This window comes from Corynebacterium marambiense (genome assembly GCF_016342275.1).
GTDB classification, from domain to species: Bacteria; Actinomycetota; Actinomycetes; order Mycobacteriales; family Mycobacteriaceae; genus Corynebacterium; species Corynebacterium marambiense.
The window spans coordinates 416,249-429,017 of sequence record NZ_JAEIOT010000005.1 but is presented as its reverse complement, the minus strand read 5'-3'; the positions used below and the strand labels follow the sequence as shown (position 1 = coordinate 429,017).

The window sequence follows — 12,769 nt, the reverse complement described above, 5'->3', positions numbered from 1 at the left end:
TCCTCGAATTGAGATGTATCGGTCGAAAAACGCATCGGATGCGATGTGTTCCAGCTTAGATGTTCATTCCCCGTGTGCAGCGGCGGGTGTGCCGGATGGGGAGGTCAGGCGCAGCGCCTCGTGGGCGATGGAGGTGGCTCGTGGGGGCATCCGGACGAGGTTGTTGTCGGGCACCCCGGCAGAATCAACGTCCGCTGGCCGGGGCCATGGTCTTGGGGCCACGGCAGAGGGCGATCTCACCGGACTGGATCATCTCACGGATGCCGAACGGGGCGAGGACGTCGAGAAGCGCCTCGAGCTTGCCCGGGGTTCCGGTCGCCTCGATGACCACGGCGTCGGGAGAAACGTCGATGACCCGAGCCCGGAAGATGTTCGCGGCATCGACAATCTGTGGACGGTTACTGGCATCCGCGGAAACCTTGACCATCATCAGTGCACGGGCGACGGTGCTCTCCTCCGGGAGACGGACGACCTTGAGCACGGGGATGAGCTTGTTGAGCTGTTTGGTGATCTGCTCAATCGTGTGCTCATCGCCCAGTTCCCCGTCGATGACGATGGTGATGCGGTTGATTCCGTCGACGTCGGTGATCGCGGAGACGATGGATGCGATCGGGTAGCCACGACGGGTGAACAGTCCCGCGATCCGCGAGACGATTCCATCGACGTCCTCGACGAGGACGGACAGGATGTAGCGGTTCTTCGGGAACATCAGTTCTTCTCCTCGGTGTGCTTGGCGGCGTCGTTCGCGTTGCCCTCGATGGCCTTCTCGACGTCAGCCAGGGCCGTCGCCGCCGAGTCCTCGTCGAACAGCGGGCGCAGATCCTTGGCGTACTGGATGTCGGAGTTGGAGTGGCCGGCGGCGACCATGGGCCAGACCTGTGCATCCTCCCCGACGATGAAGTCGATGACGACAGGACGGTCGTTGATCTCGCGGGCACGTCGAATAGCCGGGATCACGTCCTCCTCACGGGTGACACGGATCGCTTCGCAGCCGAGGGCTTCGGCAAGCTTGACGAAGTCGGGCACGTACTCGCCCTGGTTCCGCAGGCGGGTGTTGGAGTAGCGGCCCCCATAAAACAGGGTCTGCCACTGACGGACCATACCGAGGTTCCCGTTGTTGATCAGCGCGACCTTGATGGGGAAACCCTCGACGGCACAGGTGACGAGCTCCTGGTTGGTCATCTGGAAGCAACCGTCACCGTCGATCGCCCAGACCTCCTTGTCCGGCATACCGGCCTTCGCACCCATCGCCGCGGGCACGGCGTAGCCCATCGTGCCGAGGCCACCCGAGTTGAGCCACGTACGGGGGTTCTCGTAGTCGATGAACTGGGCCGACCACATCTGGTGCTGACCGACGCCAGCACAGTAGATGGCATCCGGCCCGACCTCCCTGGACAGTGTGTTGATGACGTACTGGGGGGAGATCGTGCCGTCATCGTTACCCGTCCAGCCACGCGGGAACCTGTCCCGGAGTCCATTCAGGTAGGAGACCCACCGGTCGATGGCAGGCGGAGCCAGCTCAAGCTTGCGGTACATGGTCAGCAGAGCGTCCAGGACCTCCCGGGCGTCCCCGACGATCGGGACGTCGGCGTGGCGGATCTTCGAGATCTCAGCGGGGTCGATGTCGGCGTGGATGACTTTGGCATCCGGGGCGAAGCTGTCGAGATCGCCGGTGACCCGATCATCGAAACGGGCGCCGATGGTGATGAGCAGGTCGGAACGCTGCATCGTGGCAACAGCAGAGACACTGCCGTGCATTCCCGGCATACCCATGTGTTGCGGGTGACTGTCGGGGAATGAACCCAGTCCCATGAGGGTGGTGACGACGGGGATTCCCGTGTACTCGGCGAAAGCGAGCAATTCAGCGTGCGCGTCAGCCTTGATGACACCACCACCGATGTAGAGGCAGGGACGTTCCGCAGCGGAGATCATCCGAACCGCTTCTTCGATGCGCCGGTGATGCGGAGTCGTGACGGGCTTGTAGCCGGCGAGGGACATGTCCGGCGGCCAGACGAAATCGCACATGGCGTTCTGGACATCCTTCGGGACGTCGATGAGGACGGGACCAGGACGGCCAGTGGAGGCGAGGTGAAAAGCAGCGGCGACCGCGGCGGGAATCCGGTTCGGATCGGTGACCATGTAGTTGTGCTTGGTCACCGGCATGGTGATACCGCGGATATCCGCTTCCTGGAAAGCATCGGTGCCCAGCAGGGTATGACCGACCTGTCCGGTGATGGCGACGATAGGGACCGAATCCAGGTGTGCGTCGGCGAGAGGTGTGACGAGGTTCGTCGCTCCGGGACCGGAGGTAGCAATACAGACACCGACTTCACCGGATGCCTGCGCGTACCCCTCTGCGGCGTGACCGGCGCCCTGTTCGTGCCTGACGAGGACATGCCGAACCTTCTCCGAAGAGTAAAGCGGATCGTAGAGCGGCAGGATTGCACCGCCTGGAATTCCGAATACGACATCTACCCCGAGTTCCTCGAGCGAGCGGACGATCGCCTGCGCTCCGGTCATACGCTCGGGGGCGGATGGTTTCGCGTCCTTCACCAGCATGGCGGGACTGGGGTGTTGACGAGCTGCCACGTTCACGACGTCGGGCTCCTTTTGGAATGGTCTCGGTGAAATACGATCAGGCGGACACTGGCATCGTCCTCGCTCCCCGACACCGGGAATATCGGTGGCGGATTTCGGGCAAAGGTGGCGGACACCAGTGTCGAGAATGAACAAAACCCCCGTCCACTCACCGTTTCTGCGGTGGTGCCGAGGGCGTTTGACTTCACGACTTGTACGGCCGCTACGGCAAACGCCGGCTGCTTACGAGTACAAGTCGAATGTTGGTCATGCCAAAAGATGTTACACAGGCCCCCACATGCAAGGGCAACTTACGCCACCCCATCTCATACCCCCGTCCACGTAGTGGGATGAGATCCCGGTGCAAAAATGTCCCATCAGTGAGCTGAAGACCAACTACGGGCCGCTCCAAGCGGTGTCACACGACGGTTCAGGGGTGAGACACAACCCATCGCACCGACCCTGACCCCACGCCGCTAGCCGCGTTAACCTGTTCTCCATGCCGACCTTCCCCATCTCCTACATCCTGTCCACCTGGTGGCAGTGGATCATCGATCCCGGTATCGAACTCGCCATCATCACCGTCGTCGCGTTCCTCGTCCCCAGGGTCGGGCGGCTCGCAGTCCGGCTCATCACCCGCCGACTCGACCCGACGGAACAGGAGTCGAAGCAGCGTCTGGCGATAGTCGGCACCGCCGTCTATCTCGTTCAGCTGGTCGCCTACTTCTGTCTCTCGATCACCACACTCAAGGCCCTTGGTGTACCGCTGGCCGGAGCAGCCATCCCCGCGACCGTGATCTCCGCTGCGGTCGGCCTCGGTGCGCAGTCGATCATCGCCGATTTTCTGGCCGGGTTCTTCATCATCTCCGAAAAACAGTTCGGGGTAGGTGACTGGGTTCGGTTTCAGGGCCCCGGGATCGACGTGGAGGGTGACGTCATTCAGATCACCATGCGAGCCACCCGCGTCCGCACCCTCGCCGGTGAGACGGTGAACATCCCGAACTCCACAGCCCGGCTCTGCATCAACCACTCCAACTACTGGGCCAGAGCGGTCGTCGTCATACCCATCCCGCTGCTCGGTTCTGACTCGATCGACGAAGCCGTCGAACGCTCCACCGACGCGACCCTCCGCGCCCTCGAACAGCCGGGTATCGCCAAGGACGTCACCGGCGAGCTCGACGTCCACCCCGCCGTGGGGGTCGAGGAGCCGAACACGGTCGGCATGCCCTGGATGGTGAACATGCGGTTCATCGTGCAGGTCAACCCGGCACGTCAATGGGCCGTCGAGCGCGCGATCAGAACGAAGATCATTGAGGAGTTCTGGAAGGAGTACGGATCCGCCACGACCATCTCCGGTGCTGTCCGGAACACCCTCGACGCCGATGCGCCACTGCTCGAGCGGGTCCTGACCCGCGCCCCCCTCATCGACGTCGACTACGCTCCTGGCGCTGCGGCGCAGGCCGATACCGGGGACATCACGGACAAAGGTGAGGGCCACACTCCGGTCACGGGATCCGAGTCCACCGGTGCAGCGCCTGCCTGCGACGTCCCGGACGCCACCTCCGCGGCGCGGGAGCACAGGATCGGCCGGGCCGATTCCGAAAACGACCGTTCCCGCTCCGACGTCTCCACCAATGATCCTTCCGGCACCGACAGCCCGGAGGACACCCACGGGGACGACCACTCCGTGCTGTCCCAGCTAGTGATAGATTCAACCGGTTGGCGGAGAATCGCCTCATTCGGGGGCCGGGTGCGTCCCTCCACGACGGGGCTCTGCTTCGCCCTGGTGGCACTGCTCTTCTTCAAGGGCTTCACACTGGATCCGACCGATGCCGCAGACGGAACCGGGGATATTCCGCCCGCCCCACCCACGGCGGTGACCTCAACGGTGGGGACACCGACTCTATCGACCCGGACCAGCGCACCCGCCTCGCCGAGCAGCGTACCGACCAGAACTCCCCGCCCAACGCAGGAATCGGGCGCGACTCCCACAACGTCCGCGAATTCCCCGACCCCCAGCACGACGGATCCCACCGACCAGACCGGCGACACCGGGACCACGATCAACCCCTGACCCCAAGGTGACTGCGGTACCCGCCATTCAATAGAATCAGCAGGTATGTCCTCCACGAGCCCCGACGCTGATCCCGACTACGGTGATAACACCGACGGAGCCACCGGCACGACCCCCGTCACCGCTACCGTGTTCCAGCCCGACCGGACACACCTCCTGGGTGCCGGCCTGATGCTGCTGACCAGTCTGCTCACGGTCGGGGCCGCACCGAAGCTCCTCTTCTGGATTCTGCTGCTACCCCTGCTCTACGCGTACTGGGTTCTGAAGTCGCGTACCACCATCGATGTGGACGGCATCACGGCCACCTACGCGTTCTCGGCGAATCGGAGAGTCAGCTGGGAGGACTTCGCCGGAATCCGCTTCGGATCGGGTAGCTCTCACGCCCGCTCACACGACGGGCAGGAGTTCGCCCTACCCGGGGTATCGTTCAACAGCGTTCCTGACCTCGCGGCCGCCTCGGGCGGCAGAATCCCCGATGTCATCGCCGCGGGGAGAGTCGCCGCGGACGACAAGGTCGTGGTGATGCGCCGCGACGGCCGCCAGATCGTCAAGACACGCGAGGAAGCGGCGCGGGAGATCCTCGCCGCCCAGGAGGAGATCGAGCAGGCGAAGAAGGAGCGTGCTGCCGCGAAACGACGCAGCAACACGGAGCCCGGCGGCTGGTACCAGACAGACGCCGAGGGTAACGCCATCATCGAGGAACAGCGCAAACCCCAGCCCGGTGATGACGGCGGCAACAACCGAACCGACGAGTCCTAGATCCCTCTGATCACACAGCAATAGTCCCTTTACACGGACACCCTGACCCGCCCTGACAAGCAGAAGACAGCCCCATGATCCCCTTACGCTCAAGAGTCACCACAGTCGGCCGTAATGCCTCCGGCGCCCGCGCCCTCTGGCGCGCCACCGGAATGAAGGACAACGACTTCGGCAAACCGATCGTCGCCATCGCGAACTCCTATACCCAGTTCGTCCCCGGCCACGTGCACCTGAAGAATGTCGGCGACATCGTCGCCGAGGCCATCACTGCCGCGGGGGGTGTCGCAAAGGAGTTCAACACCATCGCCGTCGATGACGGCATCGCGATGGGCCACGGCGGCATGCTCTATTCACTCCCCAGCCGGGAGATCATCGCGGACGCCGTCGAATACATGGTCAACGCGCACACCGCGGATGCTCTGGTGTGTATATCTAACTGCGACAAGATCACCCCGGGCATGCTCAACACCGCGCTGCGGCTGAACATCCCGACGGTATTCGTGTCCGGCGGCCCGATGGAGGCGGGCAAGGCGGTCGTCGTCGACGGTATCGCGCACGCACCCACCGACCTCGTCACCGCCATCTCGGCATCTGCGAATGATGGCGTCGACGCCCCGGGGCTCTCCCGGATCGAGGCATCAGCCTGTCCGACCTGCGGTTCGTGTTCCGGAATGTTCACCGCGAACTCGATGAACTGCCTCACCGAGGCTCTCGGGTTGTCCCTGCCCGGCAACGGTTCCACGCTGGCCACGCACAAGGCCCGGCGGCAGCTATTCACCCGAGCAGGCGAAACCGTCGTCGAACTGTGCCGCCGCTACTACGGCGAGGAGGACACCTCCGTCCTGCCAAGGTCCATCGCGACGAAGCACGCGTTTAACAACGCCATGGCACTGGACATGGCTATGGGCGGATCCACGAACACCGTGCTGCACATCCTCGCCGCAGCGCAGGAGGGCGAGGTCGATTTCGACCTCGATGACATCGACCGCCTCTCCCGGAATGTCGCTTGCCTGTCAAAGGTCTCCCCGAACTCCAACTACCACATGGAGGACGTGCACCGTGCCGGTGGCATCCCCGCCATCCTCGGAGAACTCCACCGTGGCGGGCTACTCCACGACGACGTCCACTCCGTGCACTCGCCCGATCTACAGTCCTGGCTGGACGCGTGGGACATCCGCAGCGGGAATGCAACGGACGAAGCAATCGAACTGTTCCACGCTGCGCCCGGCGGTGTACGGACCACCGAGCCGTTCTCCACGGAGAACCGCTGGGACTCCCTCGACACCGATGCGGTCAACGGCTGCATCCATGACGTCGAGCACGCGCACACTGTCGACGGCGGCCTAGCGGTCCTGCGGGGCAACATCGCACCGGACGGGGCGATCATCAAAGCTGCAGGCATCGATGAGGAGCTGTGGCACTTCTCGGGTCCCGCCCGGGTCGTGGAATCACAGGAGGAGGCGGTGTCCGTCATCCTCAAGCGGGTCATTCAGCCCGGTGAAGTCCTCATCGTCCGCTACGAGGGGCCCTCCGGTGGCCCCGGGATGCAGGAGATGCTGCACCCCACCGCGTTCCTCAAGGGCGCGGGACTAGGCAAGAAGTGCGCGCTGATCACCGACGGCCGCTTCTCCGGTGGTTCCTCGGGTATCTCGGTGGGACATGTGTCCCCCGAAGCCGCACACGGCGGTGTCATCGGCCTCATCCGGGACGGCGACACCGTCACCATCGACATCCACAAGCGCCTGCTCCAGTTGGAGGTCGACGACGCGGAAATCGAGCGCCGTCGCGAGGAAATGAACGCCTCCGAGCGGCCGTGGCAGCCCGTCAACCGTCAGCGCACGGTGAGCAAGGCGCTGCGTGCCTACGCGAAGATGGCGACTTCCGCGGACAAGGGCGCGGTTCGCCAGGTCGACTGATCCTTGTCCCCCATGAACGAGAAGGTGGGCCATCCTTGCGGATGGCCCACCTTCTATTTTCGAGCAGCAGCCATCGGGATCAGGACGGATCATCACCTGGCCGGACGGAGGTCGGACGCGCTGAGACCGTACTCCGGAACACCCTCCTCCGCTCCCGAGCGCATCTGGTAGATCCCCTGAGCCACTAACCAGACAAGGATGAGCCCAACGGTGACACCCGGAACCAGCAGGACGAAGCCCACGATCCATAGCCCCGTGACGTCGGTCGTGGCCGCCTCAAGGGCCCATACCGAGCAGTATCCGATGGCGCCACCCACTGCGGCGCCGAGACCCGGATCCTTCCGGCCACGGAACACGAGGACCACGATCACCGTGACGATGACGAGACCCGGCAACCCGTAGATCAGGATTCCGGGCAGGTCCCACAATTCAGGGTGCTGCTCGAGGTAGGGGCTGATCCCTTCCACGATGGAGCCGCCGACGACGAACGCAGCGGCGAGCGCCCCGGCGGCGGTCACCGCACCGATGAGGGATCCGATGAGGACACTCACACCGCGCATCCACTCTCGGCCGGGCATCGACCCCGTACCGGAAGCGTTCAAGGCGATCTACTTTCAGTTGGTGAACGGGTAGGCGCCGCCGGTGACCAGCCACCAGAGGCCGATCGCACAGCCGATGCCGATCAGAGCGAAGACGATGGAACTCCACAGTGGGCGGCGCGCCCAGCTGCGGCTGAAGTCCAGCGAGATACGCCCCGGTCCGGTGAGCTGGAGTCCGACGGCGACGACGGTCATCAGGAGGGCGAAGCGAACCCCGTCGCCCCACTGGACAGGGTTGACCGGGGTACCGGAGATGTTGATCTGGTGGAGGGCAAGGAACGCGGTGGACACGGTGGCGAGCGCCGCCGCGAGCGGGGTAAGCAGACCGAGAACCAGGAGGATACCTGCGGCAAGCTCGACACCCGGTACCGCGATGGCAAGGACACCCGCGAGCTCATAGCCCGAGAACTGCTCCTCGAGCCCCGAGATTCCGCCGCCATTGCCGAGCCGGAATAGCACGGACACCGAGTGGAGGATCAACGCCGCTCCGAAGAAGAGCCGGATGAGGAACAGCCCGAAGTCCATCGTGCCGCGCTTGGCTTCGGATGTATCCTCTTCGACCGGTTCCTCGGGGTAACCGGAGTCGACGGGAATGGATTGGGGCGGAACCTGCTGCACAGGTGCCACGGCACCCGTCATCGCAGGCATCGTGGTCGTCGGCTGATCCGTGGCGAAGTCCGAGTCGGCGTAACGCTGTTCTGGTTGCATCGAGCGCTGCTCCGGAGCCTGTCCGGCTACCGGGAACACTGCGGTCGCGGACTCCTCTGTCCCAGCACCGACGGACTGCGGGGCGGCACGACCGGCGCGATCGTACACGGAATCACGAGACGTCTCGGCCACCGGCGTGCGGTCCGCATCGACCAGGGGGGCGTAGGTGGGGATATCGTTGTCGTCGAAGTCTTCGGGTACTGCCCGGTCGGGACGGGGATCATTATTGTCGCTCATATCTTGCACAGTATGTGAGCCGCAGGTGTTTTGTCCGCACCGATCCCGGGCGCGTCGGCATTTTGACTCGGAATCGTTACGTCGCCAGCCTGCGGGATGGTCCCGGTGGAGGATGAGCGGTTCAGCGGCAGGCGGCCAGCTGGGCCGTCAAGGCGTCGTGTTCCGCAGCCGTGACCCACAGGTGGTAGCGGTGTTTGATGGTGATCTGGCGCTTCACGTACTCGCACCGGAAATCCGGGTTCGGCGGTAACCACGTCGCAGCATCCGCCGCCCCCTTCTCCTGGTTCACCGGCCCCGAGACCGCCATGAGGTTGTCTGGGTCGTTCGCAAAAGCACGTCTCAGCTCCGGTTCCAGGTCCTGCGCGCCCTTCATCCACGCATCCGCCAACGCGACGATGTGATCGACCTGGACCGCTTCGCTAGTGGTGGATCCGCGGACGAAGTCTACCTGGGTACCGGTGTAGTAGTCGTTCAGGAGTCCGGACTCGACGACACAGTCCCGGGTTCCCGGCCGGAACTGAACCCGGATGAGGTCACGGGCGAGAATGTCATTGCGGGTGTCGCAGCCGTTATGCCCGAGTTCAACCTCGACATCATCACTCCACCGCTGTCCGAACGCCTCCCGGGCATACCCCGTCAACGGCGCGCGGTCCCGCACTACGAGTTCAGCCAACATGTCACTGTAGATCTGTGGACCCGGCCAACGGTCGGTCGCAGGTGCTCCGGTCACATCATCACCGCTAGCCGTGCGATCCTCCACGACACCGCGCAGGACAGAGACCAAAATAACCGCTCCCGTGATCAGGAAGACGGTGACGACGGCGACCAGAGTGAAGCTGCGTCGACGGGCTCCAGTGGTGTTCACAAGTGGTTACCGTAGCACTGTGCAAACCGAACCGTGAGGTCACGACACCGGTTCGAGGCTCTCCTCCGCGGCCGCGATGACCGAATCTGTGAGCTTCTGCAGCAGCGGAGACTCAAGACGCCAGTGCTGCCAATAGAGCGGAACGATGGACACCCGTTCATCGAGCAGCACGAGTTCCCCCGAGTCGAGGAACCGGGCCGACTGAATCTCCGGGACAAGACCCCACCCGAGTCCGGATCTCGCCGCCTCGACAAAGCCCTCGGAGGAAGGGATCTGGGAAATGCGCCGGTGTCGTGGTGGCCGGTCAACCCGACCTGTCAAGTCTGAATCCTGGATTTTGTCATTCGGCCCGTAGCGCAGTGCGGGCATCGCAGCCCAATCGAGTCGACCATTAACGGTGTAGGAGTCCCGGAGGGAGGGGCTGGCGACGGCACGATACCGCATGACCCCGAGCGGACTGACCGTACATCCGGAGACCGGGGAACTCTCCCGGGTAATCGCGCCGAGACAGTCTCCCCGGCGGAGCAGCTTCAACGAGTGAGCCTCGTCCTCGACACGCAACTGGAGAGTGGCGGAATCCCAAGATGCCACATCCGCAAAAACAGGAGTAAACCAGGTGGCGAGGGAATCGGCGTTGATGGCGACACTGAGGGGAACCCGTGCGATCCGGCCCCGCAGCTGCGCGTCGGTCTCCGCCTGAAGGAGGGCCATCCGACGGGCGGCTTGAGCCAGTACCTCCCCCGCTGCGGTCGCGGACGTCGGGCTGGTCCGTCGGATCAGCACCCGCCCTGCTTGGGACTCGAGAGCCTTGATCCGCTGACTGACCGCCGACGGCGTTAGGGAAAGCACATCCGCGGCGCCCTCGAAAGACCCTTCATCAAGAACGGCGAGGAGTGTAGCCAGGTGAATCGGGTTCATGAAGTAATTCTAACGCAGATTCAAAAACTTTAACTTTTCTTAACAGTCGGGTGGTGACACCATCAGTGGCATGAACATCGCACTCCACGGATTCCTCATGGGATTGTCTCTCATCGTCGCAATCGGACCGCAGAACACGCTCCTCCTTCGCCAGGGGATTCGCCGGACCGCCGTCGGGGCGGTCGTCGCGGTGTGCCTGATATCCGAGTGCATGCTCATCATCGGCTCCACCGCAGGCGTCGGCGTCATCATTGATAAAGCACCCGCGGTTCTCGACGTGATGAAGTACCTCGGTTTCGTCTATCTTCTGTGGTTCGCCTTTACATCGTTCAGAGACGCCTTACGTACCGGCGGCGGCACCTTCACCCGGGATGGCATGGATCCCGAGGTCCCCGCAGACCTCCCTCCCGGGGACACTGACGGAACCGGCCCCGGGATCGGAACCGGAGACGGTTCTTCGGTCGCCGTGGCTGAGCGCACCGCCCGCGTCATACGGACCGCACCGGAGCGGACATGGGTCAAGCCAGTTCTGGCGGCCCTGGCCATGACCTGGCTCAACCCCGCCACCTATGTCGACATCGTGGTGATGCTCGGCGGAATCGCGAACCAGTACGGCGAAGTAGGACGCTGGTACTTCGCTGCCGGAGCGCTGGCAGCGTCGACCATATGGATGCCGAGTATCGGCTATGGGGCGAAGAAACTCTCCGGACCACTCTCCCGGCCAGATGTGGCGCGCATCGTCAACATAGCCATCGGAATCGTGATGATTGCCATCGCCGTCCGACTACTCCTCCACTGACGCTCCCCACACGCCACGGAGGCAATCACCGACGGGCCCCGATCCGGCAGAAACCGGATCGGGGCCCGTCGGTGTGTCCGGTATCGTGCGACCGGATCACTTCTCCCGGGTCTTAGATTTTGTCGCCTGCGCCCAGATGTTGATCCCTACATCGGACGCGATCTCATCGATCGCGCTAAGCTCCGCGCCAGTGAACGTGAGGTTCTGTGCGGCATCGATGTTCTGGTCAAGCTGTGTTACCGACGATGCCCCAACGAGCGCAGAGACGACCGTCTGCTCCCCGTACCGTCCCTGCTCCCGCAGGACCCAGGACACCGCCATCTGAGCCAGGGTTTGCCCCCGTTCCTGGGCAATGTCGTTCAGACTCCGCATCATATCGATGTTCTCGTCACTGAGCATGTCACTCGACAGCGACTTGTGTGCGGCCGCCCGGGAGTCCTCCGGGACACCGTTGAGGTAGCGGTCGGTGAGCAGGCCCTGTGCCAACGGGGAGAACGCGATGGTCCCGACCCCATTGTCGGCGGCAGCCTGGAGCAGGGTGTCACCGTCCTCCCCGGGCTCCTCCACCCAACGGTTCACGATGGAGTAGCTGGGCTGGTTGATCAACAGCGGGCACCCTTCCTCTGCCATCATCTCGGCGGCCTCGGTGAGAAGCTCCGGACCGTAGCTGGACACCCCGACGTACAGTGCCTTGCCGCTGGAGACGATGTCGCGCAGGGCATACATCGTCTCCTCCAACGGGGTCTCCGGGTCGGGTCGGTGGTGGTAGAAGATATCGACGTAGTCGAGGCCCATGCGCTCCAGAGACTGGTCGAGTGAAGCCATCAGGTACTTCCGTGAGCCACCGAAACCATAGGGGCCGGGCCACATGTCCCAGCCCGCCTTCGACGAAATAATCATTTCGTCCCGCAGGCCACGGAAGTCCGAGTCGAGGATCCGACCGAAGTTGACCTCGGCAGACCCATTCGGCGGACCGTAGTTGTTAGCCAAGTCGAAGTGAGTGACACCACGGTCGAAGGCACGCCGGATGATGGATCGCTGCGTCTCGAGCGGTTTGTCATCGCCAAAGTTGTGCCACATCCCGAGGGAGACTACCGGGAGTTTCAGCCCGGAATGACCGACTGTCCGGTAAGGCACACCGTTGTGGTAACGGTTCACTGCGGGCTGATAGGTGAGTTGGGCGTCCGGATTGTAAGACATATCCCCAGTTTGCCCGCAGTGCGGTCGGTTGTCGACGTATAGCCCCGGCGTGCACCCACCATACGCACCTACGGGTGTCAGCTCCACCACACGGCGATCCTCGGGACGGAGAAAACT

Annotated in this window: 11 protein-coding genes; 4 read left to right on the top strand and 7 right to left on the bottom strand. The window is 63.7% G+C overall.

Annotated elements, in window-relative coordinates:
• Nucleotides 1-184: 184 nt before the first annotated feature.
• Both ilvN and JDV76_RS04600 read right to left on the bottom strand, forming a co-directional pair.
• Complete coding sequence (gene ilvN, locus JDV76_RS04605) at nucleotides 185-709, bottom strand: acetolactate synthase small subunit (RefSeq protein WP_198735693.1); 525 nt, start codon at nucleotides 707-709, stop codon at nucleotides 185-187.
• A complete protein-coding gene (locus tag JDV76_RS04600) occupies nucleotides 709-2,595 on the bottom strand; it encodes an acetolactate synthase large subunit (RefSeq protein WP_198735692.1) in 1,887 nt (628 codons plus the stop codon). Before JDV76_RS04600 ends, ilvN begins: the two co-directional genes overlap by 1 nt.
• Before the next feature lie 481 nt (nucleotides 2,596-3,076).
• On the opposite strand from JDV76_RS04600, the gene JDV76_RS04595 reads away from it, so the two are divergent.
• From JDV76_RS04595 to ilvD, 3 genes are all read left to right on the top strand, one after another.
• Entirely contained in the window at nucleotides 3,077-4,651 is a 1,575-nt protein-coding gene (locus JDV76_RS04595) for a mechanosensitive ion channel family protein (protein WP_232958828.1), read from the top strand.
• A gap of 45 nt (nucleotides 4,652-4,696) precedes the next feature.
• Nucleotides 4,697-5,410 (top strand): PH domain-containing protein, encoded by a 714-nt coding sequence (locus tag JDV76_RS04590; RefSeq protein ID WP_198735691.1) that lies wholly within the window; start codon nucleotides 4,697-4,699, stop codon nucleotides 5,408-5,410.
• A gap of 74 nt (nucleotides 5,411-5,484) precedes the next feature.
• Nucleotides 5,485-7,326 (top strand): dihydroxy-acid dehydratase, encoded by a 1,842-nt coding sequence (ilvD, locus tag JDV76_RS04585; RefSeq protein WP_198735690.1) that lies wholly within the window; start codon nucleotides 5,485-5,487, stop codon nucleotides 7,324-7,326.
• A gap of 92 nt (nucleotides 7,327-7,418) precedes the next feature.
• Here ilvD and JDV76_RS04580 read toward each other — a convergent pair whose 3' ends face one another.
• The 4 genes from JDV76_RS04580 to JDV76_RS04565 form a co-directional block, all read right to left on the bottom strand.
• A complete protein-coding gene (locus JDV76_RS04580) occupies nucleotides 7,419-7,877 on the bottom strand; it encodes a hypothetical protein (RefSeq protein ID WP_198735689.1) in 459 nt (152 codons plus the stop codon).
• A gap of 63 nt (nucleotides 7,878-7,940) precedes the next feature.
• The gene (locus JDV76_RS04575) at nucleotides 7,941-8,870 is read right to left on the bottom strand and encodes a DoxX family protein (RefSeq protein ID WP_198735688.1); all 930 of its coding nucleotides are present in this window, start codon (nucleotides 8,868-8,870) and stop codon (nucleotides 7,941-7,943) included.
• Between the two features lie 121 nt (nucleotides 8,871-8,991).
• On the bottom strand, nucleotides 8,992-9,735 hold the full coding sequence (locus JDV76_RS04570) for an HNH endonuclease family protein (RefSeq protein WP_248140893.1): 744 nt from the start codon (nucleotides 9,733-9,735) through the stop codon (nucleotides 8,992-8,994).
• Between the two features lie 39 nt (nucleotides 9,736-9,774).
• On the bottom strand, nucleotides 9,775-10,653 hold the full coding sequence (locus tag JDV76_RS04565; protein WP_198735687.1) for a LysR family transcriptional regulator ArgP: 879 nt from the start codon (nucleotides 10,651-10,653) through the stop codon (nucleotides 9,775-9,777).
• A gap of 70 nt (nucleotides 10,654-10,723) precedes the next feature.
• On the opposite strand from JDV76_RS04565, the gene JDV76_RS04560 reads away from it, so the two are divergent.
• Nucleotides 10,724-11,452, top strand: a complete 729-nt coding sequence (locus tag JDV76_RS04560) for a LysE/ArgO family amino acid transporter (RefSeq protein ID WP_198735686.1) — start codon at nucleotides 10,724-10,726, stop codon at nucleotides 11,450-11,452.
• Nucleotides 11,453-11,548: 96 nt separating this feature from the next.
• Here JDV76_RS04560 and mgrA read toward each other — a convergent pair whose 3' ends face one another.
• On the bottom strand, nucleotides 11,549-12,652 hold the full coding sequence (mgrA, locus tag JDV76_RS04555; protein WP_198735685.1) for an L-glyceraldehyde 3-phosphate reductase: 1,104 nt from the start codon (nucleotides 12,650-12,652) through the stop codon (nucleotides 11,549-11,551).
• Nucleotides 12,653-12,769 lie beyond the last annotated feature (117 nt).

Excerpts from the sequence above, each read along its gene's own strand:
- JDV76_RS04595 (WP_232958828.1), top strand. The coding sequence starts at position 3,077 with ATGCCGACCTTCCCCATCTCCTACATCCTGTCCACCTGGTGGCAGTGG.
- JDV76_RS04590 (WP_198735691.1), top strand. The coding sequence starts at position 4,697 with ATGTCCTCCACGAGCCCCGACGCTGATCCCGACTACGGTGATAACACC.
- ilvN (WP_198735693.1), bottom strand. The coding sequence starts at position 709 with ATGTTCCCGAAGAACCGCTACATCCTGTCCGTCCTCGTCGAGGACGTC.
- mgrA (WP_198735685.1), bottom strand. The coding sequence starts at position 12,652 with ATGTCTTACAATCCGGACGCCCAACTCACCTATCAGCCCGCAGTGAAC.
- JDV76_RS04560 (WP_198735686.1), top strand. The coding sequence starts at position 10,724 with ATGAACATCGCACTCCACGGATTCCTCATGGGATTGTCTCTCATCGTC.
- JDV76_RS04565 (WP_198735687.1), bottom strand. The coding sequence starts at position 10,653 with ATGAACCCGATTCACCTGGCTACACTCCTCGCCGTTCTTGATGAAGGG.
- JDV76_RS04575 (WP_198735688.1), bottom strand. The coding sequence starts at position 8,870 with ATGAGCGACAATAATGATCCCCGTCCCGACCGGGCAGTACCCGAAGAC.
- ilvD (WP_198735690.1), top strand. The coding sequence starts at position 5,485 with ATGATCCCCTTACGCTCAAGAGTCACCACAGTCGGCCGTAATGCCTCC.